This window comes from Hydrogenophaga palleronii NBRC 102513 (genome assembly GCF_001571225.1).
Taxonomy (GTDB): Bacteria; Pseudomonadota; Gammaproteobacteria; order Burkholderiales; family Burkholderiaceae_C; genus Hydrogenophaga; species Hydrogenophaga palleronii.
The window spans coordinates 151,830-172,270 of the sequence record NZ_BCTJ01000003.1 but is presented as its reverse complement, the minus strand read 5'-3'; the positions used below and the strand labels follow the sequence as shown (position 1 = coordinate 172,270).

At 65.4% G+C, this 20,441-nt stretch carries 20 protein-coding genes; 12 read left to right on the top strand and 8 right to left on the bottom strand.

The genetic code is table 11. From position 1 onward, the window contains the following. Positions 1-132: 132 nt before the first annotated feature. From HPA01S_RS04345 to HPA01S_RS04315, 7 genes are all read right to left on the bottom strand, one after another. The gene (locus tag HPA01S_RS04345) at positions 133-1,305 is read right to left on the bottom strand and encodes an ABC transporter substrate-binding protein (protein WP_066267129.1); all 1,173 of its coding nucleotides are present in this window, start codon (positions 1,303-1,305) and stop codon (positions 133-135) included. Between the two features lie 87 nt (positions 1,306-1,392). Next, entirely contained in the window at positions 1,393-2,559 is a 1,167-nt protein-coding gene (locus HPA01S_RS04340) for an ABC transporter substrate-binding protein (RefSeq protein WP_066267128.1), read from the bottom strand. A gap of 45 nt (positions 2,560-2,604) precedes the next feature. Continuing rightward, complete coding sequence (locus HPA01S_RS04335; RefSeq protein WP_066267123.1) at positions 2,605-4,461, bottom strand: AMP-dependent synthetase/ligase; 1,857 nt, start codon at positions 4,459-4,461, stop codon at positions 2,605-2,607. Between the two features lie 49 nt (positions 4,462-4,510). Beyond that, positions 4,511-5,299, bottom strand: coding sequence for an ABC transporter ATP-binding protein (locus HPA01S_RS04330; RefSeq protein ID WP_066267120.1), 789 nt, complete (start codon positions 5,297-5,299; stop codon positions 4,511-4,513). Further along, positions 5,296-6,120 (bottom strand): ABC transporter ATP-binding protein, encoded by an 825-nt coding sequence (locus HPA01S_RS04325; RefSeq protein WP_066267114.1) that lies wholly within the window; start codon positions 6,118-6,120, stop codon positions 5,296-5,298. The genes HPA01S_RS04330 and HPA01S_RS04325 overlap by 4 nt, the downstream gene beginning before the upstream one ends. Positions 6,121-6,125: 5 nt before the next feature. Next, complete coding sequence (locus tag HPA01S_RS04320) at positions 6,126-7,202, bottom strand: branched-chain amino acid ABC transporter permease (RefSeq protein WP_066267113.1); 1,077 nt, start codon at positions 7,200-7,202, stop codon at positions 6,126-6,128. Between the two features lies 1 nt (position 7,203). Continuing rightward, positions 7,204-8,079, bottom strand: coding sequence for a branched-chain amino acid ABC transporter permease (locus HPA01S_RS04315; RefSeq protein ID WP_066267111.1), 876 nt, complete (start codon positions 8,077-8,079; stop codon positions 7,204-7,206). A 163-nt stretch (positions 8,080-8,242) separates the two neighbouring features. On the opposite strand from HPA01S_RS04315, the gene HPA01S_RS04310 reads away from it, so the two are divergent. From HPA01S_RS04310 to HPA01S_RS04295, 4 genes are read left to right on the top strand one after another with little or no spacing between them, the layout of a single operon-like run. Beyond that, positions 8,243-9,661, top strand: a complete 1,419-nt coding sequence (locus HPA01S_RS04310; RefSeq protein WP_066267108.1) for an acyclic terpene utilization AtuA family protein — start codon at positions 8,243-8,245, stop codon at positions 9,659-9,661. Next, a complete protein-coding gene (locus tag HPA01S_RS04305) occupies positions 9,658-10,032 on the top strand; it encodes an AtuA-related protein (protein ID WP_066267105.1) in 375 nt (124 codons plus the stop codon). The genes HPA01S_RS04310 and HPA01S_RS04305 overlap by 4 nt, the downstream gene beginning before the upstream one ends. Next, the gene (locus HPA01S_RS04300; protein ID WP_066267102.1) at positions 10,029-10,832 is read left to right on the top strand and encodes a crotonase/enoyl-CoA hydratase family protein; all 804 of its coding nucleotides are present in this window, start codon (positions 10,029-10,031) and stop codon (positions 10,830-10,832) included. The genes HPA01S_RS04305 and HPA01S_RS04300 overlap by 4 nt, the downstream gene beginning before the upstream one ends. Before the next feature lie 42 nt (positions 10,833-10,874). Next, entirely contained in the window at positions 10,875-11,618 is a 744-nt protein-coding gene (locus tag HPA01S_RS04295) for a type 1 glutamine amidotransferase (RefSeq protein ID WP_066267099.1), read from the top strand. 12 nt (positions 11,619-11,630) lie between these two features. Here HPA01S_RS04295 and HPA01S_RS04290 read toward each other — a convergent pair whose 3' ends face one another. Further along, positions 11,631-12,071: an acyl-CoA thioesterase gene (locus HPA01S_RS04290; RefSeq protein ID WP_066267097.1), complete on the bottom strand. Its 441-nt coding sequence runs from the start codon at positions 12,069-12,071 to the stop codon at positions 11,631-11,633. 36 nt (positions 12,072-12,107) lie between these two features. Between HPA01S_RS04290 and HPA01S_RS04285 the strand changes: the two genes are divergently transcribed. The 8 genes from HPA01S_RS04285 (at position 12,108) to HPA01S_RS04250 (ending at position 20,440) form a co-directional block, all read left to right on the top strand. Then, positions 12,108-13,970 carry an ABCB family ABC transporter ATP-binding protein/permease gene (locus HPA01S_RS04285; protein WP_066267092.1) on the top strand — a complete coding sequence of 621 codons (1,863 nt, stop codon included), beginning with the start codon at positions 12,108-12,110 and terminating at the stop codon, positions 13,968-13,970. Between the two features lie 9 nt (positions 13,971-13,979). Next, a complete protein-coding gene (locus HPA01S_RS04280; RefSeq protein ID WP_066267090.1) occupies positions 13,980-14,897 on the top strand; it encodes a LysR substrate-binding domain-containing protein in 918 nt (305 codons plus the stop codon). A gap of 268 nt (positions 14,898-15,165) precedes the next feature. Beyond that, positions 15,166-16,065 (top strand): amino acid ABC transporter substrate-binding protein, encoded by a 900-nt coding sequence (locus HPA01S_RS04275; protein WP_066267089.1) that lies wholly within the window; start codon positions 15,166-15,168, stop codon positions 16,063-16,065. A 118-nt stretch (positions 16,066-16,183) separates the two neighbouring features. Continuing rightward, positions 16,184-16,939 (top strand): amino acid ABC transporter permease, encoded by a 756-nt coding sequence (locus tag HPA01S_RS04270; protein ID WP_066267087.1) that lies wholly within the window; start codon positions 16,184-16,186, stop codon positions 16,937-16,939. Between the two features lies 1 nt (position 16,940). Beyond that, positions 16,941-17,615 (top strand): amino acid ABC transporter permease, encoded by a 675-nt coding sequence (locus HPA01S_RS04265; RefSeq protein ID WP_066267085.1) that lies wholly within the window; start codon positions 16,941-16,943, stop codon positions 17,613-17,615. Positions 17,616-17,639: 24 nt separating this feature from the next. Next, a complete protein-coding gene (locus HPA01S_RS04260) occupies positions 17,640-18,377 on the top strand; it encodes an amino acid ABC transporter ATP-binding protein (RefSeq protein ID WP_066267083.1) in 738 nt (245 codons plus the stop codon). 213 nt (positions 18,378-18,590) lie between these two features. Then, positions 18,591-19,631, top strand: coding sequence for a dihydroorotase (pyrC, locus tag HPA01S_RS04255; protein WP_066267071.1), 1,041 nt, complete (start codon positions 18,591-18,593; stop codon positions 19,629-19,631). A gap of 32 nt (positions 19,632-19,663) precedes the next feature. Continuing rightward, positions 19,664-20,440 (top strand): NYN domain-containing protein, encoded by a 777-nt coding sequence (locus HPA01S_RS04250; protein WP_174525278.1) that lies wholly within the window; start codon positions 19,664-19,666, stop codon positions 20,438-20,440. Position 20,441: the final 1 nt, after the last annotated feature.

Below are 20,441 nucleotides of genomic sequence, written 5' to 3'. Positions count from 1 at the left end.
GGGCGTAAAAAAACCGCCAGCGCACGGGGCGCTGGCGGTTCACGCATGGCCTGCCGAAGCAGGCGTCGCGATATGGGTGAACTCAGGCTGTCAGTCTTCCATCACCATGTCATCCTTCTAGTTATCTTTTGCTTATTGGATTCTCGTGTAGTCGGACACCACCTTCCAGCGATTGTCGACCAGTTGGGACAGGCGGGTGGCGTTGCTGCCCAGGCGCTTCTGCGGGCCGAAGGTCATTTCGGCGCTGCCGAAGATGTCGGGCGGAATGGTCATGGTGTCCATCGCCTTGATGAAGGTTTCGGTGTTGAGGTTGCCGCCGGTTTTGCCGGCCGCGCGCAGGAAGGCGTCGATGGCCGAGTAGCCGTACACCGAGAACACGGTCGGGTCGTCGTTGAACTTGGTCTTGTACTTGTTGGCCCAGAAGCGGATCGGCTGCGAGGCTTCGTCGGTGTAGGGGTTCTGCACCGTCATGGCGGCGTAGAAGCCGTTCATGGCAGGGCCGCCGAGCTTGTGGATGAGGTCGGTGTAGGCCGCGCTGGAGCCAACGAAGGTGGGGTTGAAGCCCAGGCGCTTCGCGGTGGCGATGCCGCCGATGGTCTCGCGGATGATGGTGCCCATCACCACCAGGTCGCACTGTTCGGCCTGCAGCTTCTGCATTTGTGAGGCGAAGTCGGTGGCGCCGCGTTTGTAGGTGGTCTCCACCGCCAGGGTCATGCCGGCTGCCTTCAGGCCGTCTTCGGCACCGCGTTTCACTTCGAGGCCAAACTCGTCGTCCTGGTACATGGTGCAGACCTTCTTGGCGCCTTTTTCTTTCGCCAGCTTGGGCACCACGATCTTCATCTGGTCGTAGTAGGTGGCTGCGAAGGAGTACTTGAGCTTGTGGAAGGGCTCGTACATTTCGCGCGCGGCCGTCACAGGGAAGAAGTTGATCACGTTCTTCTGGAACTGCACCGGCATGGCGGCCATGTTCTGCGCCGTGCCGATGTGGCCGACCATCATGAAGATCTTGTCCTGGTTCACCAGCTTCTGTGCCGCCAGCACCGCGCGCTTGGGGTCGTAGCCAGAGTCTTCCACCAGCAACTTGACCTTGCGGCCGTTGATGCCGCCTTGTTCGTTGACCTCGTCCACACGCAGCAGCATGCCCATTCGAACTTGCTTGCCGAAAGCGGCAAGCGGGCCCGACATATCCTGGATGCTGCCCAGCGTGATCTCGTCCTTGCTCACGCCCTGCGACTGCGCAAAAGCGGCGCCGCCGGTGCCGCCAAGCGCGAGCGCCGTGGCCATCAGAGTCAGTGTGTTCTTCATGGTGCTTGTCTCCTGAAAGTTGTATTCACATCGAAAAGCAGCGCTTCTTCTTGTTCTCTATCGGATCCCTGTGGGGGCGACCCTGCTTCACTGGTTCACATACTCCGAGGTGACCTTCCAGCGCCCATCCTGAATCTGCGACAGGCGCGTGGCCATGCTGCCGTAGCGGCGCTGCGGGCTGAAGCGCAGCTCGGGCGAACCGAAGATGTCGGCTGGCACGGTCAGGCTGTCCATGGTCTTGACAAATGCGTCAGTGGTGAGGTTTGCACCGGTTCGGCCTGCCGCACGGGCGAAGATGTCGATCGCGTTGTAGCCGTAGACCGAGAACACGTTGGGATCTTCGTTGAACTTGGTCTTGAACTTGTTGGCCCAGAAGCGGATAGGCTGCGAGGTCTCGTCCAGGTAGGGATGCTGGATGGTCATGGTGGCGTACAGGCCGTTCATGGCCGGGCCGCCCAGCTTGTGGATCAGGTCGGTGTAGGCCGCCTGCGAGCCGAAGAAGGTGGGGTTGTAGTCCAGCTTGCGCGCGGTGCCAATGGTGCCGATGGTCTCGCGGATGATGGTGCCCAGCACCACGAGGTCGCAGTTGGCCGCCTTCATGCGCGCCACCTGCGAGGAGAAGTCGGTGGCGCCGCGCTTGAACGAGGTCTTTTCCACCAACGTCATGTTCACGGCCTTCAGGCCTTCTTCCGCGCCGCGCAGCACTTCCAGGCCGAACTCGTCGTCCTGGTAGATCGCACACACCGCCTTGGGTTTTTTCTCCTGCACCATGCGCGGCAGGAAGATGCGCATCTGCTCGTAGTAAGGCGCGATGCTGGCGAACTTGAGCTTGTGGAAGGGCTCGTACATTTCGCGTGCCGCCGTCACGGGCAAGAAGTTCACCACGTTCTTCGGAAACTGCACTGTCATCGCCGCCATGTTCTGCGCGGTGCCCAGGTGGCCAACCATGGCGAAGATCTTTTCCTGGTTGACCAGTTTCTGTGCCGCCAGCACCGCGTTGCGCGGGTCGTATTTGCTGTCTTCCACCAGCAGACGGATCTTGCGGCCGTTGATGCCACCTTGTTCGTTGATTTCGTCAACGCGCAGCATCATGCCTTGCCGCACCGACTTGCCGAAGCCGGCCAGCGGGCCAGAGAGATCCTGGATGGAGCCGAGCACGATCTCGTCCTTGCTCACGCCCTGCGTCTGCGCGAGGACGGCACCGGCCGAGAGGCTCAGTGCGAAGGCGATCAGGGTGTGTCGGGAGGTGCTCACAGTGGGTCTCCTGGGGGTTGATGGGCGGGGGGAAAGGTGGCCGCTTCAGCGGTACATGGCTTCGATCTGGGGTTCGTACTTGGTCTGCAGCAGCTTGCGCTTGAGCTTCATGGTGGGGGTGAGTTCTTCGTCTTCGGCACTGAGTTGCGTGTCGAGCAGGAAGAACTTCTTGATCTGTTCGACGCGCGCAAACTTCTTGTTCACGCGTTCGATCTCGGTCTGGATCAGGGCCTGCACCTCGGTCGACCGGGTCAGGCTGGCGTAGTTGGAAAACGGCACGTCGTTGTCCTGTGCGTACTTCTCCACGTTTTCCTGGTCGATCATGATGATGACGGTGAGGTAGGGCCGCTTGTCACCGATCACCACGGCGTCGGTCACGTACGGCGAGAACTTGAGTTCGTTCTCCAGCTCGCTCGGCGTGATGTTCTTGCCCCCTGCGGTGATGATGATGTCTTTCATGCGGTCGGTGATGCGGAAAAACCCTTCCTCATCGACCGTGCCCACGTCGCCGGTGTGCAGCCAGCCATCGGCATCGATGGTCTCGGCGGTTTTCTCGGGCAGGTTGAGGTAACCCATGAACACGTTGGGCCCGCGCACCAGGATCTCGCCGGTCTGCGCATCGAGCCGGATCTGGTTGTAGCTGGCCGCCGGGCCGATGGAGCCGGGCTTGATGCGCGCGGCCGGCACACCCGTGGCGGCGCCGCAGGTTTCCGTCATGCCCCACACCTCCAGCATGGGCACGCCCAGCGCCAGGTACCAGCGCACCAGATCGGGCGAGATCGGCGCCGCGCCGGTGACGAGGAAACGCGCACGGTGGATGCCGATGAGCTTGCGCACGTTGTCCAGCACCAGCAGGCGCGCCACGGTGAAGCGCATGCGCAGGCTGGCGGGCACCGGCTGGCCGGCCATCACCAGGTCGGCCACCTGCTGGCCGACGCCGATGGCCCAGGCGTAGGCGCCTTGCTGAACCTTGCCGGCTTCCTTGAGCGTGATCATCACGCCCGAATAGAACTTCTCCCACACCCGTGGCACGGCGGTGAACACCGTCGGTGCGATCTCGCGCACGTTCTCCGGCACGGTTTCGGGGTTCTCCACGAAGTTGAGCCTGGCGCCGGTGTAGAGCGAGAAGTACTCGCCCCCCATGCGCTCGGCGATGTGGCAGAGCGGCAGGAAGCACATGCACTCGTCGTCCTGGTTGCGGGCGATCAGCGTGTTGTAGCCGCGCACGGTGTAGACCAGGCCGTGGTGGCTGTGCATCGCGCCCTTGGGCCGGCCGGTGGTGCCCGAGGTGTAGACCAGGATGGCCAGTTCCTCGGGTTGGATGGCGGCCACGCGCGCGTCCAGCATCTGCGGATGCTGCCGCAGGTGCTCGCGGCCGATCTCGCGCAGCGCCGCCAGGCTGATCACCTGCGGGTCGTCGAGGTCGCGCAGGCCGTCCATGTCGCTCACGATGATCTTCTTCAGCAGCGGCAGCTGCGCGCGCACGGCCAGTGCCTTGTCCAGCTGCTCGTCGTCTTCCACGAACAGCATGGTGGTGCGCGAGTCCTCGCACAGGTACTGCACCTGCTCGGCCGCGTCGGTCGGGTAGATGCCGTTGGACACGCCGCCCGCGCTCAGCACGGCCAGGTCGCAGAGCACCCATTCCACCGTGGTGTTGGAGAGGATGGACGCGGTATCGCGCGACTCGAAGCCCAGCGCCATCAGGCCGTGGGCGATCTCGCGCACCGCGGTGCCGGTCTGGTCCCAGGTCCAGGCGCGCCAGATGCCGAAGTCTTTCTGCCGCATCCAGACCTGGGGGCCGCGCGCGGCCACGCCGTTCCAGAACAGGGCGGGGATGGTGTCGCCCTCCAGCACCACGTCGGTTTGTGGCTGGATGCCGGAGAGATCCCAAAGGTTGCTCATTGCAGTGCTCCCATCTTCACGCCAGAGGCGCTGCGGGGGTGGTTCATCCTCATCTCCAGTTCTTCTTCTTTTTCCAGCGCCGGTCGGCACGCACGCCTTCTTCCTTCATGCCGAGGTAGAACTCCTTGATGTCGTCTTTCTCGCGCAGGCGGGCGCAGGTGTCTTCCATCACGATGCGGCCGTTCTCCAGCACGTAGCCGTAGTCGGAGGCGTTGAGCGCCATGTTGGCGTTCTGCTCCACCAGCAGGATGGTGGTGCCGCGTTCGCGGTTGATGCGCACCACGATCTCGAAGATTTCCTTGGTCAGCTTCGGGCTCAGGCCCAGGCTGGGTTCGTCGAGCAGGATCAGGTCGGGGTTGGCCATCAGCGCGCGGCTGATGGCGAGCATCTGCTGCTGGCCGCCGGAGAGCAGGCCGGCGTCCTGCAGGGCGCGCTCGCGCAGGATGGGGAAGTAGCTGAACACCAGCTCCATGTCGCGCGCCACGCCGTCGCGGTCCTTGCGGGTGTAGGCGCCCATCAGCAGGTTGTCGCGCACCGAGAGCAGCGGGAACACCTCGCGTCCCTCGGGCACATGGCTCAGGCCCTGCTGCACGATCAGCGCCGGGTCTTGCGCGGTGATGTTCTCGCCCTTGAACTCGATGCTGCCCTTGCGCGGATCGATGATGCCGCTGATGGTCTTGAGGATGGTGGTCTTGCCCGCGCCGTTGCTGCCGAGCACGGTGGCGATCTCGCTGCGGCGCACCTGCAGGCTCACGCCGCGGATCGCCTTGATCGGGCCGTAGGCGCTCTCGACGTTGAGCAGCTTGAGCACGGGGACGTCTGAAGTCGGAACGCTCATGCCGCCACCTTGCTGTTTTCCCGGCGCAGGCTGGACAAGTCGTCCACCGAACCGAGGTAGGCCTCGATCACACCCGGGTCGGCCTGCACTTCGGCGGGTGTACCGGTGGCCAGTTCGGTGCCCATGCTCATGGCCAGCACGCGGTCAGACACTTTGGACACCAGGCTCATGTCGTGCTCGACCATCAGCACCGTGATGCCCAGCTCTTCCTTGATGTCTGTGATCCAGAACGCCATGTCTTCGGTTTCTTCCACGTTCAGGCCCGAAGACGGTTCGTCGAGCAACAGCAGCTGGGGCTCGGTGCAGAGCGCGCGCGCCAGCTCCACCACCTTGCGCACGCCGTAGGGCAGGCCGGCCACCATGGACTCGCGGTGGTGCTGCAGGTCGAGCAGGTCGATCACCTGTTCCACCTTCTCGCGGGCTTCGATCTCGGCCGCGCGCGTCTTGCCGGTGAAGAAGATCTCGCTCCAGAGTCCTGTCTTGCGGTGCGTGTGCCGGCCGATCAGCAGGTTCTGCAGCACGGTGGCGTGTTCGAACAGCTCGATGTTCTGGAAGGTGCGCGCAATGCCCAGCTTGGCGATCTGGTGCGGCGCCTGCTCGGTCAGCCGCAAGGTGCCGTTCGGGCCGGTGTAGTCGATGTGGCCGGTGGTGGGCGTGTAGATGCGGCTGATCAGGTTGAACACCGTGGTCTTGCCGGCGCCGTTGGGGCCGATCAGGGTGAACACCTCGCCGCGCTTGACGTCGAAGCTCACGTTGTTCACCGCCAGCACGCCGCCGAAGCGCACGCTCAGGTTCTGGGCCGAAAGAAGGATGTCGTTCATGGCGTTCACTTCAACCTGTCCGATTTCTGGAAGGATTTCTGCCGCTTGAACATCCCCTTGCGGTAGAACGGGAACAGCTGGAACCAGGTGCGGATCTTCAGCCAGCGTCCATACAGCCCCATGGGCTCGAACAGCACGAAGGCGATCAGCACGATGCCGTACACCGTGCCTTGCAAGCCGGTGGCCTGGCCGATGGCTTCGGGCAGGTAGTCCTTGCCGAGCGAGATCAGCTGCGGCATCACGATGAGGAAGATCGCACCCAGGAACGCGCCGTGGATCGAGCCCAGGCCACCGATGACCACCATCAACAGCAGGTCGATCGACTGGATGATGCTGAACTGCTCGGGCGAGAGAAACTGGATCTTGTGCGCGTACAGCGCGCCGCCAATGCCGGCCAGCGCGGCCGACAGCGCGAAGCTCAGGGTCTTGTAGCGCGCCAGCTGGATGCCCATGCTCTGCGCCGAAATCTCCGAGTCGCGGATGGCGACGAAGGCCCGGCCGGTGCTGGAGCGCATCAGGTTGACGATGGCCAGCGTGGCCAGCACCGCGACCACCAGGCACAGGAAGTAGAACTCGTTGGTGGTGTCCAGCGTCCAGCCGAACATCGCCGGGTACTGCACCATCAGGCCGGCGTTGCCACCGGTCACGTGCTCCCAGCGCGCCATCACCTCTTCCACGATGAAGCCGAACGCCAGCGTCGCCATGCCGAGGTAGATGCCTTTCACACGCAGCGCCGGCAGGCCCACCACCATGCCGACCGCGGCCGACAGCAGGCCGGCGCAGGCCAGCGCGATCGGGAAAGGAATGCCGGCGTTGACCATGATGGCCTGGGTGTAAGCGCCGACGCCGAGGAAGGCCGCGTGGCCGAGCGAGAACAGGCCGGTGAAGCCCGCCAGCAGCATCAGCCCCAGACCGACGACGGAATAGATCAGCACGAAGGTGAGCTGCGCCAGCCAGTACTCCGCGATCAGCCAGGGCGCGCCCAGCAGGAACAGCACCAGCAGGCCGTACCAGAAGCGGTGGCCGCCGTGTTTGGCGAGCTGGATGTCCTGGTTGTATTCGGTCTTGAAGAGAAATCTCATGTCAGACCTTCTTGCGCAGCGTTTCGCCGAACAGCCCGTTGGGCTTGAGCACCAGCATGATCAGCACCACGATGTAGGGCGCCACGTCCTTGAAGCCTTCGGGTAGGTAAAAACCGGAGAACGCTTCGACGATGCCGATGATCAGCCCGCCCACGATGGCGCCGGGCAGGCTGCCGAAGCCGCCCACCACCGCCGCCGGAAACGCCTTCAACCCGATGAAGCCCATGTTGGCGTGTACGAAGGTGATGGGCGCGAGCAGCAGGCCGGCCACCGCCGCCACCGCGGCCGCGAGGCCCCACACCAGGCCGTTGAGCCGCTTGACCGGAATGCCCATGTAATAGGCCGCCAGCTGGTTCTGCGACGAGGCCTGCATGGCGATGCCGAGCTTGCTGTAGCGGAACATGGCGAACAGCCCGGCGCACAGGATGGAGGTGGAGCCGATCACCACGATCTGCTCGGCCGACACCACCAGCGCGCCCAGGCGCAAGACCTCGTTGGCATAAGGCACAGGCAGCGTGTGGGTTTCGGTGCCGATGTTGGGCAGCATGGTGATCAGGCCCCGCAGCGTGTAGCCCACACCGATGGTCAGCATCACGATGGAGAAGGCGGGCTGGCCGAGGATGGGGCGGATCACCACCCGCTCCAGCACCACGCCGAAGACGCCCATGCCGATGATGGCGGCCGGCACCGACAGCCAGAACGGGAAGCCCAGCATGGTCATGGCAGCCAGGCCGCCGAAGGCGCCCACCATCATGAGGTCGCCCTGGGCAAAGCTCACCGTTTCGGTGGCCTTGTAAATGAGCACGAAGCCCAGGGCGATGAGTCCGTAGATACAGCCTTGGGCCACACCGCTGATGAGCAGTTGCAGCAATTGCACGCATGTCTCCTTGATGTTCTCAGCGCCGGGACCCGGAATGTCACTGCGTTTCTGGTGGCATGGACACCAAATGGGGTGGGCAATTTATAGCTGTCTTGCGAGAGACTGCCGCTAGGGGTTGACCCCCATCCAGAGTCGCGCACGTGCCTTGAAGATCGCTGAGATGAAATCCATACGCATCGGTGCCGGCCTCGGGTTCTACGGCGACAACTGGGAACCTGTGGCCGCGAGCATCGAACGCGGCGGCGTGCAGTTCATCGCCAGCGACCATCTGGCCGAGCTCACGCTCGCCATCCTGCAGAAAGACCGCCAGCGCGACCCGGCGCTGGGTTACGCGCGCGACGTCGTGCCCATGCTGCTCAAGCTGTGGCCGCTGATGCGCGAACGCGGCGTGCGCTTCGTCTGCAACGCTGGCGGCCTGAACCCGCGTGGCGCGGCGCAGGCGGTGCTGGCCGCGTTCAAGGCCAAGGGCTGGAGCGCGCGCGTGGCGGTGGTGACGGGCGACGACGTGTTGCCGCAACTGCTCGACGCCCAGGCACCGGCCGAGGACTTTGCCCATCTCTTCACCCAGGCCCCGGTGGCCGGCGTGCGCGAACACCTGGTGTTCGGCAACGCCTACCTGGGCGCGAAACCCATCGTGGCCGCGCTGGATGCCGGGGCCGAGATCGTCATCACCGGCCGCGTGGCCGATGCCGCGCTGTTCCTCGGCCCGCTGGTGCACGGCCTGGGCTGGACGCTGGAAGGCGCCACAGCGCAGCCCGACCTGGACCGGCTCGCGCAAGGCCTCACCGTCGGCCATCTGCTGGAGTGTTCGGGGCAGGGCAGTGGCGGCAACTTCGGCAGCCAGGGCGCGTGGCAGGCGATTCCCGATCTGGCGCACATCGGTTACCCGATTGCCGAGGTGCACGAAGACGGCACCGCCTTCATTACCAAGGCGCCGGGCACCGGTGGCCGGATCAACTTCGACACCGTGCGCCAGCAGCTGCTGTACGAGGTGCACAACCCGCACGCCTACTTTTCACCCGACGTGGTGCTGGACATGGGCGGTATCCGGCTCGACGACGAAGGCGGCGACCGGGTGAAGCTCACCGGCGCACGCGGCGCGGCACCCACCGACACGCTGAAAGTGGTGGCCGGTTTCCGCGACGGCTACAAGGCCGAGGTGACCTGGGGCTTCTCCTGGCCCGACGCCTGGGACAAGGCGCAGGCCGCGCAGGCCACCATCCGCACCCTGCTGCAAGACAAAGCCATTCCCCACGAGGAGCTGTACGTGGAATACCCCGGCCTCAACTCCGCCCACGGCGCGCTGGCGCCGCTGCCCAAGGCGGACGCGCTCAACCAGAGCAACGAGATCTGGACCCGCCTGGTGCTGCGCACCCACGACAAGGCCGCCGCCGACGGTTTCGGCCGCCTGTTCCCCTGGCTGGGCTTGAGCGGCCCGGCCTACACCTGCGGCTTCACCGGCCTGCACAACACCAGCGAGCTGCTCGGCATCTGGCCCACGCTGATCCCGCGCGCGGCGGTCGAAGCCGGCGTGCAGGTGGAACTGCTGGGCACGCCAGCGCAGGGGGTGGAGGCATGAGCCAGATCCAGATTCCGCTGGTGCGCATTGCACACGCCCGCAGCGGCGACAAGGCCGACTGGGTCGACTTCGGCCTGTTCGCCTGGAACGCCGCCGGTTACCGCCTGCTCGAACGCGAGGTCACGGCCGCGCGCGTGCAGGCCCACTTTGCGCCCTGGTTGCCTGGCGAGGTGGACGCCTGGCCGCTGCCCAACATCCTGGCGCTCAAGTTCGTGCTGCGCGGAGCGCTGCAGGGCGGCGGCGCGCGCAACCTGCGGCTGGACAACCTGGGCAAGGCCATGGCCGGCGCCCTGCTGCGCATGGAGATCAGCGTGACACAAGCCGAACTCGACGAAACCCTGGCCACACCACGCGTGGGGGTGTGGCCATGAGCAGCGCGGCCAACGCCGTCACCACCGAGCGCCTGGGTGAGGTGTGGGTGGTCACGCTGGACCGCCCGGCGCAACGCAACGCGGTGGACAGCGCCACCGCGCAGGCCTTGTACGAGGCTTTTCTCGCCTTCGACGCCGATGCCGAGGCGCGCGTGGCGGTGTTCCATGGCGCGCACGGCCACTTCTGCGCCGGCTGGGACCTGCAGCACGGCGCCCGCCTCGCGGAAGCCGGCGAGGCCGGCGCGCTGGACCTGGACTTTGCCGCCGACGACCGGCGCGCCCTCGGTCCCATGGGCCCGTCGCGCCTGCAACTGGGCAAGCCCGTGATCGCCGCGGTGAGCGGTGCGGCGGTGGCCGGCGGCATGGAGCTGGCGCTCTGGTGCGACATGCGCGTGATGGAAGAAGACGCCTACTTCGGCGTTTACTGCCGCCGCTTCGGCGTGCCGCTGATCGACGGCGGCACGGTGCGCCTGCCGCGCCTGATCGGCATGGGCCATGCGATGGACCTGATCCTCACCGGCCGCAAGGTCGAGGCCGCCGAGGCCCTGCACATGGGCCTGGCCAACCGCGTCGTGCCCACCGGCCAGGCGCGCGAAGCCGCCATCGCCCTGGCGCGTCAGCTCGCCGGCTTCCCGCAGGCAACGATGCGCGCCGACCGCGAGAGCGCGCTGCGCCAGTGGGACCTGCCGCTGGGCGAAGCGCTGCACCAGGAGTGGGAGCGTGGGCGCGAGCGCATTCCCGACGCACTGGCCGGTGCCCGGCGCTTTGCCGCCGGGCAGGGGCGGCACGGCAAGTTCTGAGGGCCTTCGCGCCAGTGCACCGCGCCTGCCTATGATGGCGGCATGAGCGCTTCATTCCCTTCCACCGGCGCCGAGGTGCTGGTGTTGCAACACCTGATCGAAGACGGCCCCGCCTACCTGGGCGAGTGGCTGGACGCGCAAGGCATCCGCTGGGACCTGCGCTGTGCCGAGGCCGGCGAACCGTATCCCGAGTCGGTGCGGGGTTACCGCGGCCTGGCGGTGCTCGGCGGCGCCTGGAGCGCGAACGACGACCGCCCGTCCTTGCGCCGCGCAGAAGCCCTGATCCGCGAGGCCGATGCGCTGGGCATTCCGGTGATCGGCCACTGCCTGGGCGGCCAGCTGATGGCGCGCGCCTTTGGCGGGCGGGTCGAGCGCCTGTCGCAGCCCGAGATCGGCTGGTGGCCGCTCACGCACAACGACAGCGCGGCGGCCCGCGAGTGGTTCGGCGAGCCGCGCGAACACACGGTGTACCAGTGGCACGAGGACAGTTTCGTGGCCTTGCCGCCCGGCGCCGAGTCGCTGGCGGCGTCGCCCGCCTGCGCGCACCAGGCGTTTGCCATCGGCCCGCACCTGGGCATGCAGTTCCACATCGAAATCGACCCCGCCAAGATCAAGGCCTGGCTCGAGAACCCGGGCCAGGCCTACCCGGTCAAGGTGCTGCTGCACCGCGACAGCGTGCAGGACCCGGCGTCGATGCACGCCGGCACGCTGCAACACCTGGCCGGCAGCCAGGCGCTGGCGGCGCACATCTACAGCACCTGGCGGGCGCGCTGGCCGGCGGGCTGACGCCGCGCGGGCTCAGCCCGGCTGGCCGAGCTGGTCCAGGCTTTCGCGCGGGATCGGGCGCGGCCGGCCTTCGAGGTCGATGGCCACATAGGTCAGGCTGGCCTCGGTCACCTTCACGTACTGGCCCTGCGCCGACATGCGTTCGGCATACACCTCGACCTGCACCGTGACCGAGGTGCGGCCCACGCGCGACACATGGGCAAAAAAGCTCAGCAGGTCACCCACCCGCACCGGCTGCTTGAAGATGAACTCGTTTACTGCCACGGTGGCGAAGCGGCCACGCGTGTAACGCGCCGGCAGCACCGAGCCGGCGAGGTCGACCTGGGCCATGACCCAGCCGCCGAAGATGTCGCCGTTGCCGTTGGTGTCACCCGGCATGGGAATGACTTTGAGCACCAGCTCGCGGTCGGTGGGCAGGGCGGTTTGTGGGGTGGGGCTTGAATGGGGGGACATGGGCACAATCTCTGAACTGGTTTCATATTCTCCCGCATGCGCCCCGACTCCTCCGCCCGTTCCGCTCTCGCACCCCCGGCCAGCCCTGGCGCACCGGGCACCCCGACCCCGCCGCGTTCCGACTGGCGCACCCTCAAGCGCCTGCTGCCCTACCTGTGGCAGTACAAGCTGCGCGTGGCGCTGGCGCTGGGCTTCATGGTGGCGGCCAAGGCCGCCAACGTGAGCGTGCCGCTGCTGCTCAAGCAGCTGGTGGATGCGATGACCATCCAGCCCGGCAGCGTCGAGTCGATGCTGGTGGTGCCGCTGAGCCTGCTGCTGGCCTATGGCCTGCTGCGCCTGTCCACCAGCGTGTTCACCGAACTGCGCGAACTGGTGTTTGCCAAGGCCACCGAGGGCGCGACGCGCAGCATCTCGCTGCAGGTGTTCGGCCACCTGCACGCGCTCAGCCTGCGCTTTCACCTGGAGCGCCAGACCGGCGGCATGACGCGCGACATCGAGCGCGGCACGCGCGGCGTGCAGTCGCTCATCTCGTACTCGCTCTACAGCATCATCCCGACGCTGATCGAGGTCATCATGGTGCTCACCCTGCTGGGCACCCGGTTCGACATGGGTTATGTCTGGATCACGGCGGCGGCGCTGGTGTTCTACATCACCTTCACCGTGATCGTGACCGAGTGGCGCAGCCAGTTCCGCCGCACCATGAACGAGCTGGAGTCCACCAGCCAGAGCCGCGCCATCGACTCGCTGCTGAACTACGAAACCGTCAAGTACTTCAACAACGAAGGCTTTGAAGGCCGGCGCTACGACGAGGCGCTGGAGAAACTCCGCCGCGCGCGCATCAAGAGCCAGACCACGCTGTCGATGCTCAACGCCGGCCAGCAACTGGTGATCGCGGTGGCCCTGGTGCTGATGCTCTGGCGCGCCACCCAGGGTGTGGTCAGCGGCCAGCTCACGCTGGGCGACCTGGTGATGGTCAACGCCTTCATGATCCAGCTCTACATCCCGCTCGGTTTCCTGGGCGTGCTCTACCGCGAGATCAAGCAGAGCCTGACCGACCTGGAGAAGATGTTCTCGCTGCTGGAGAAAGAGCGCGAGATCGCCGACGCGCCGGGTGCCTTGCCACTGCGGCTCGCCGGCCCGCCGGCGGTGCGCTTCGAGAACGTGCGCTTCTCCTATGAGCCGGCGCGCGAGATCTTGCACGGCATCAGTTTCGAGATCCCGGCCGGCAAGACGGTGGCGGTGGTCGGCCCGTCCGGCTCGGGCAAAAGCACGCTGGCGCGCCTGCTGTACCGCTTCTATGACGTCAGCAACGCGCAGGAGGGCGGGCGCATCACCATCGACGGCCAGGACATCAAGGCCGTGACCCAGGCCAGCGTGCGCCAGGCCATCGGCATCGTGCCGCAGGACACCGTGCTGTTCAACGACACCATCGAATACAACATCCTCTACGGCCGGCCCGACGCCGGGCATGCGGCGGCGGTGCAGGCGGCGCAGGCGGCGCACATCCACCCCTTCATCGAGCGCCTGCCGCTGGGCTACGCCACCATGGTCGGCGAGCGCGGCCTCAAGCTCTCGGGCGGCGAGAAGCAGCGGGTGGCGATTGCCCGCACCCTGCTGAAGAACCCGCCGATCGTGATCTTCGACGAAGCCACCTCGGCGCTGGACTCGGCCAACGAACGCGCGATCCAGGGCGAGCTGAAAAGCGCGGCGCGCAACAAGACCACCCTGGTGATCGCGCACCGCCTGTCCACCGTGGTCGATGCGCACGAGATCCTGGTGCTGGTGCACGGCGAGATCGTGGAGCGCGGCACCCACGCCGAGCTGGTGGCCCGGGATGGCGTGTATGCGGGCATGTGGGCGTTGCAGCAGAGCGGTTCGGAGGCGGCCGTCGCTCCATAATCGCGTTTCATGGAAACCAAATGGCTCGAAGATTTCGTCAGCCTCGCTGAAACCCGCAGCTTCAGCCGGTCGGCGCAGCTGCGGCACGTGACGCAGCCCGCTTTTTCGCGCCGCATCCAGTCGCTGGAGGCCTGGGCCGGCACCGACCTGGTGGACCGCTCCTCCTATCCCACGCGCCTGACGCCCGCCGGCCAGACCCTGTACGACCAGGCGCTGGAGATGCTGCAGGCGCTGCAGAGCACCCGCGCCACGCTGCGCGCCCACACCGCCGCAGCGCAGGACGTGATCGAGTTCGCCGTGCCGCACACCCTGGCGTTCACGTTTTTCCCATCCTGGCTGTCGGGCCTGCGCGAGCACTGCGGGCCGATCAAGAGCCGCCTGATCGCGCTCAACGTGCACGACGCGGTGATGCGCCTGGTGGAGGGCAGTTGCGACCTGCTGATTGCCTACCACCACGCCTCGCAACCGATCCAGCTCGACGCCGCGCGCTACGAGATGCTGCACCTGGGCACCGAGATGCTGTCGCCCTATGTGCAGCCGGACGCGCACGGTGAGCCGCTGCACACCCTGCCCGGCACGCCCCAGCAGCTGTTGCCCTACCTGGCCTACGCGCCTGGCGCCTACCTGGGGCGGGCGGTGGAGCAGATGCTCAAACAAAGCGCCACGCCGGTGCACCTGGACCGCATCTACGAGACCGACATGGCCGAGGGCCTCAAGGCCATGGCGCTGGAAGGCCACGGCATCGCCTTCCTGCCGGCCAGCGCGGTGCGCAAGGAAGTGCGGGCGCGCAAGCTGGTGCCGGCCGGTGGCTCGCTGGAGACCGCGCTGGACATCCGCCTGTACCGGGAGCGCCCGGTCGCGCGCAAGGCCAAGGGCCCGGTGGAGAAGTTCTGGAACGACCTGCGCCAGCAGCTGGAAAACGCCTGAGGGCGTTTGTCGCTTGGGCGCCTAGACCGATTCGACCGCCCCCGCCATTGGGGTAAATTCGGACATGAACGGTTTGCATGACCGCCTCTGCATTCGGCATTGGCGTGCCATTGGAGCGCTGATTACAGTCGCGGGTTCCGCTGCTTGCAGGGTGGGAATTCCCGGGTGGAACGAAGCTTGCGTCAGGAGCATGATGCACCGATGCATCCTCCGAATGCTGTCCCATCGCAAACCGTTTCATCGTTCTGTTTCACTAAAGGAGATCCTTATGAAAAAACACCTGCTCGCCCTGGCCATTACCACCTTGGCCGCCAGCAGCGCCTTTGCACAAGCCGGCGACACGCTGGCCAAGATCAAGGCGTCCGGCAGCGTGTCTCTGGGCGTGCGTGAGTCGTCGGGCCTGGGCTATACGCTGGGCAACGGCAAGTACGTCGGCTTCCACACCGAAATGGGTGAAATCGTTCTGGCGGACATCCAGAAGCAGCTCGGCCTGCCCAAGCTGGACATCAAGTACCAGCCCGTGACCTCGCAAAACCGCATCCCGCTGGTGCAGAACGGCACCGTGGATCTGGAATGCGGCTCCACCACCAACAACGCAACGCGTCAGAAGGACGTGTCTTTTGCGGTCACCACCTACGTGGAAGAAGTCCGCATCCTGACCAAGACCAGTTCGGGCATCAACGGCATTGCCGACCTCAAGGGCAAGACCGTGGCCACCACCACCGGCACCACCTCGGTGCAGACCCTGCGCCGCAACAAGCGCGCCGAAGGCATCGACTTCAAGGAAGTGCTGGGCAAGGACCACGCCGACAGCTTCCTGCTGCTCGAGTCCGGCCGTGCCGACGCTTTCGTGATGGACGGCTCCATCCTGGCGGCCAATGCCTCCAAGTCCAAGAGCCCCAACGACTACAAGATGGTCGGCGAAGTGCTGTCGGTGGAACCCATCGCCTGCATGCTGCGCAAGGATGACCCGGCCTTCAAGAAGGCCGTGGACGACAGCATCAAGCGCCAGATCGCCGACGGCTCGCTCGCCAAGCTGTACGACAAGTGGTTCCTGCAACCCATCCCGCCAGCAAACGTGAAGATCGGTCTGCCCGCTTCCGCCGCCACCAAGGCAGCCTGGGCCAACCCGAACGACAAGCCGATGGAAGAGTACGAAGTCAAATAAGGTTCATTGCTTCAGGCACGCCCCTTCAAATGCCACATTTGAAGGGGCGTTTTCGTAGCAGCTCGGGCGTTGCAGTGCGTTGGTCGGGCTGGACACAAGAAAGAGAAAAGGGGCGCATATGGCCTGGGATTGGCAGGTGTTCTGCGAGGACACCATCGAGCGGCAGCCCGTACAGGGCTGCTTTGGCAAGGGAGGCGACATCACCTACCTCGACTGGATGTTGTCGGCCTGGGGCTGGACGGTGTCGGTCTCGCTGCTGGCGCTGGTGCTGGGGGTGGTGCTGGGGGTGGTGATCGGCACGCTGCGCACGCTGCCCGACCGGCCAATGGTGGTGCGGCTGGGCAATGCCTGGGTGGAGTTGTTCCGCAACATCCCGCTGCTGGTGCAGATCTTCCTCTGGTACCACGTGATGCCGGCGATCTTCCCGGTGCTGCGCGGTGTGTCCGGCTTCGTGCTGGTGGTGTTTGCGCTCGGCTTCTTCACCTCGGCGCGCATTGCCGAGCAGGTGCGCTCGGGCATCCAGACCTTGCCCCGCGGCCAGCGTTACGCGGGCATGGCGATGGGCTTCACCACCTTCCAGTACTACCGCTACGTGCTGCTGCCGATGGCGTTTCGCATCATCATCCCGCCGCTCACCAGCGAGACCATGAACATCTTCAAGAACTCCTCGGTGGCGTTCGCGGTGTCGGTGGCCGAGCTCACCATGTTCGCCATGCAGGCGCAGGAAGAAACCTCGCGCGGCGTCGAGGTGTACCTCGCCGTGACCGCGCTGTACGTGATCTCGGCGTTCGCCATCAACCGCATCATGGCGTTCATCGAAAGACGCGCGCGCATACCGGGCTTTGTCGTGGCCGGCGGATCGGGAGGCCACTGAGATGAACCTCATCAGCCTGGACTTTTCCTTCTACAACTGGGACCTGATCAGCAACTTCGTGCTGAAGGGCCTGTACTTCAGCGTCATGCTGACCATCGTGGCCACCATCGGCGGCATCCTGTTCGGCACCATCCTGGCGCTGATGCGGCTGTCGGGCAAGAAGTGGCTGGACACGCCGGCCACCATCTATGTCAACGGCATGCGCAGCATTCCGCTGGTGATGGTGATCCTGTGGTTCTTCCTGCTGGTGCCGCTGCTGATCGGGCGGCCGATCGGTGCCGAGGTGTCGGCGGTAGTCACCTTCATCGCCTTCGAGGCTGCCTACTTCAGCGAGATCATGCGCGCCGGCATCCAGTCGATCGCGCGTGGCCAAGTGCATGCGGGCCAGGCGCTGGGCATGACCTACGGCCAGAACATGAAACTGGTGGTGCTCCCGCAGGCCTTCCGCAACATGCTGCCGGTGCTGCTCACGCAGACCATCATCCTGTTCCAGGACACCTCGCTGGTCTATGCCATCGGCGCCTACGACATGCTCAAGGGCTTCGAGATCGCCGGCAAGAACTACGGCCGCCCGATCGAGGCCTATCTGGCGGCGGCGGTGGCGTACTTCGTCATCTGCTTCGCGCTGTCGTGGGCCGTCAAACAACTGCACAAGAAGATCGCCATCATCCGTTGATGCAACCGAAACCCAGGAATAGCCATGATTGAACTCAAGAACGTCTCCAAGTGGTACGGCAGCGTCCAGGTGCTGACCGATTGCTCCACCAACATCCAGAAGGGTGAAGTGGTGGTGGTCTGCGGCCCGTCGGGCTCCGGCAAGTCCACCCTCATCAAGACCATCAACGCGCTCGAACCCTTCCAGAAGGGCGAGATCACGGTCGACGGCATCGCCGTGCACGACCCCAAGACCAACCTGCCCAAGCTGCGCAGCCGCGTCGGCATGGTGTTCCAGCATTTCGAGCTGTTCCCGCACCTGTCGGTGACCGAGAACCTCACCATCGCGCAGATCAAGGTGCTCGGTCGTTCGGCCGACGATGCCAAGAAGCGCGGCCTGAAGATGCTGGAGCGCGTGGGCCTGATCGCCCACAAGGACAAGTTCCCGGGCCAGCTCTCGGGTGGCCAGCAGCAGCGTGTGGCGATTGCGCGCGCGCTGTCGATGGACCCGATCGTGATGCTGTTCGACGAACCCACCTCCGCGCTCGATCCGGAAATGGTCGGCGAGGTGCTGGACGTGATGATTGGCCTGGCCAACGAAGGCATGACCATGATGTGCGTGACGCACGAAATGGGTTTTGCACGCAAGGTCAGTAACCGCGTGATCTTCATGGACGTGGGCGGCAAGATCCTGGAAGACTGCTCCAAGGACGACTTCTTCAACCACCCCGAAGCCCGCCAGCCGCGGACCAAGGACTTCCTGAACAAGATCCTGGCGCATTGAGGGAGCACCCCCCGCAGCGCTTCGCGCGACCCCCCTGAAGGGGGGCGCACCCTGGGACCGGCGAAGCCGGATCCTCGGGTGCTCTGGATGCATGCACGTCGCGCCGTAGCCGGGGTGAGCAGGCGACTCCTTGGGGGCACTGGACATCACAGGGGCGCTGCGGCGCCCCTTCTCACGCGCCGTGCCGGCGCCGCCGAATGGGACAATACGGCCATGAACCGCGCCATCGACACCCTCACCATCACCCGCCCCGACGACTGGCACCTGCACGTGCGCGACGGCGACGCCTTGCGCACCACGGTGCCACACTCCGCCGCCCAGGTCGGGCGCGCCGTCATCATGCCCAACCTGCGGCCGCCGGTGACCACCGCCGCCCTGGCCGTGGCCTACCGCGAGCGCATCCAGGCCGCAGTGCCGGCGGGCGTGGACTTCGAGCCGCTGATGACGCTCTACCTCACCGACAACCTGCCGCCCGAAGAGATCGTGCGTGCGAAGGACGCCGGCGTGGTGGCCCTCAAGCTCTACCCGGCCGGTGCCACCACCAACAGCGACGCCGGCGTGACCGACATCCGCAAGACCTATAAAACGCTGGAAGCCATGCAGCGCGCCGGCCTGCTGCTGCTGGTGCACGGCGAGGTGACCAACCCCGAGGTTGACCTGTTCGACCGCGAGGCCGTCTTCATCGACCAGCAACTGATCCCGCTGCGGCGCGACTTTCCCGAACTGAAGATCGTGATGGAGCACATCACCACGAAAGAAGCCGCGCAGTACGTGGGCCAGGCCGGTCCCTTCACCGCCGCGTCGCTGACCGCGCACCACCTGCTCTACAACCGCAACGCCATCTTCACCGGCGGCATCCGCCCGCACTACTACTGCCTGCCGGTGCTCAAGCGCGAGACCCACCGCCAGGCCCTGGTGGCCGCCGCCACCAGCGGCAGCGACCGCTTCTTCCTCGGCACCGACAGCGCGCCGCACGCCGCGCACCTGAAGGAACACGCCCTGGGCTGCGCCGGCTGCTACACCGCGCACGCCGCGATCGAGATGTACGCCGAAGCCTTCGACAACGCGGGTGCTCTCGACCAGCTCGAAGCCTTCGCCAGCTTCAACGGCCCGGCCTTCTACGGCCGGCCACGCAACAGCGGCACCATCACCCTGAAGCGCGAAAGCTGGACCACGCCCGAGAGCTTCCGCTTCGGCGAAGCCGACCTCAAGCCACTGCGTGGTGGTGAGGCGCTGCCGTGGAGGGTGGTGTGAGTGCACGCGACTCGACACGATCGGAGGCGCATATTGCGCTGTTGATCGATGCCGACAATTCGCCGGCAGCCAAAATCGACGCCATCCTGACCGAACTGTCGACGTTCGGCGTGACCAATGTCCGTCGCGCTTACGGCAACTGGAAGAAGAACGAGCTGAAAAGTTGGGAGGAAAAGCTGCATGAGCATGCCATTCGACCGATGCAGCAGTTTGACTATTCGAAGGGAAAGAATGCCAGCGACATGGCGATGGTGATCGATGCATTGGAGTTGCTCTACACCGACCGCCCCGACGCTTTCGGCATCGTGTCGTCGGACGCCGACTTCACACCGCTGGTGATGCATCTGCGAGCCAAGGGCGCGGCCGTTTACGGCTTTGGTGCTCAGAAGACACCCGAACCTTTTGTGAATGCGTGCTCCCGGTTCCTGTACCTGGATCGTCTGGGCGTTGTAGAGCCTGTCGAGGTGGCAGCGGCAGTCGAGGCGCCTGCTGCGAAGGACGCGACAGTTGCCGTTGCCAAGCCCGCACAAAACCTGCGAATCTCACCCGCCCAGTTGGCCAAAGACGCCAAGTTGATCAGCCTGCTCAGAGGAGCGGTCATTGCGTGTGAAGACGAGGATGGTTGGGCCAAAGTGGGCCTTGTGGGGACACACATTGGCAACAAAACATCCTTCGATGCGCGCAACTATGGGTACGCCACCTTGACCAAATTGTTGGCGGCAAGTGGAGCTTTTGATTTGCGCGATGAGGGTACTTCGAAGGTTAGTGCGCGCGACAAGCGTCACTTCCTGGCGACTCTGGGCTTGTGAA

Excerpts from the sequence above, each read along its gene's own strand:
- HPA01S_RS04280 (WP_066267090.1), top strand. The coding sequence starts at position 13,980 with ATGGAAACCAAATGGCTCGAAGATTTCGTCAGCCTCGCTGAAACCCGC.
- HPA01S_RS04325 (WP_066267114.1), bottom strand. The coding sequence starts at position 6,120 with ATGAACGACATCCTTCTTTCGGCCCAGAACCTGAGCGTGCGCTTCGGC.
- HPA01S_RS04305 (WP_066267105.1), top strand. The coding sequence starts at position 9,658 with ATGAGCCAGATCCAGATTCCGCTGGTGCGCATTGCACACGCCCGCAGC.
- HPA01S_RS04310 (WP_066267108.1), top strand. The coding sequence starts at position 8,243 with ATGAAATCCATACGCATCGGTGCCGGCCTCGGGTTCTACGGCGACAAC.
- HPA01S_RS04270 (WP_066267087.1), top strand. The coding sequence starts at position 16,184 with ATGGCCTGGGATTGGCAGGTGTTCTGCGAGGACACCATCGAGCGGCAG.
- HPA01S_RS04335 (WP_066267123.1), bottom strand. The coding sequence starts at position 4,461 with ATGAGCAACCTTTGGGATCTCTCCGGCATCCAGCCACAAACCGACGTG.
- HPA01S_RS04300 (WP_066267102.1), top strand. The coding sequence starts at position 10,029 with ATGAGCAGCGCGGCCAACGCCGTCACCACCGAGCGCCTGGGTGAGGTG.
- HPA01S_RS04320 (WP_066267113.1), bottom strand. The coding sequence starts at position 7,202 with ATGAGATTTCTCTTCAAGACCGAATACAACCAGGACATCCAGCTCGCC.
- HPA01S_RS04345 (WP_066267129.1), bottom strand. The coding sequence starts at position 1,305 with ATGAAGAACACACTGACTCTGATGGCCACGGCGCTCGCGCTTGGCGGC.
- HPA01S_RS04290 (WP_066267097.1), bottom strand. The coding sequence starts at position 12,071 with ATGTCCCCCCATTCAAGCCCCACCCCACAAACCGCCCTGCCCACCGAC.
- HPA01S_RS04285 (WP_066267092.1), top strand. The coding sequence starts at position 12,108 with ATGCGCCCCGACTCCTCCGCCCGTTCCGCTCTCGCACCCCCGGCCAGC.
- HPA01S_RS04265 (WP_066267085.1), top strand. The coding sequence starts at position 16,941 with ATGAACCTCATCAGCCTGGACTTTTCCTTCTACAACTGGGACCTGATC.
- pyrC (WP_066267071.1), top strand. The coding sequence starts at position 18,591 with ATGAACCGCGCCATCGACACCCTCACCATCACCCGCCCCGACGACTGG.
- HPA01S_RS04260 (WP_066267083.1), top strand. The coding sequence starts at position 17,640 with ATGATTGAACTCAAGAACGTCTCCAAGTGGTACGGCAGCGTCCAGGTG.
- HPA01S_RS04295 (WP_066267099.1), top strand. The coding sequence starts at position 10,875 with ATGAGCGCTTCATTCCCTTCCACCGGCGCCGAGGTGCTGGTGTTGCAA.
- HPA01S_RS04330 (WP_066267120.1), bottom strand. The coding sequence starts at position 5,299 with ATGAGCGTTCCGACTTCAGACGTCCCCGTGCTCAAGCTGCTCAACGTC.
- HPA01S_RS04275 (WP_066267089.1), top strand. The coding sequence starts at position 15,166 with ATGAAAAAACACCTGCTCGCCCTGGCCATTACCACCTTGGCCGCCAGC.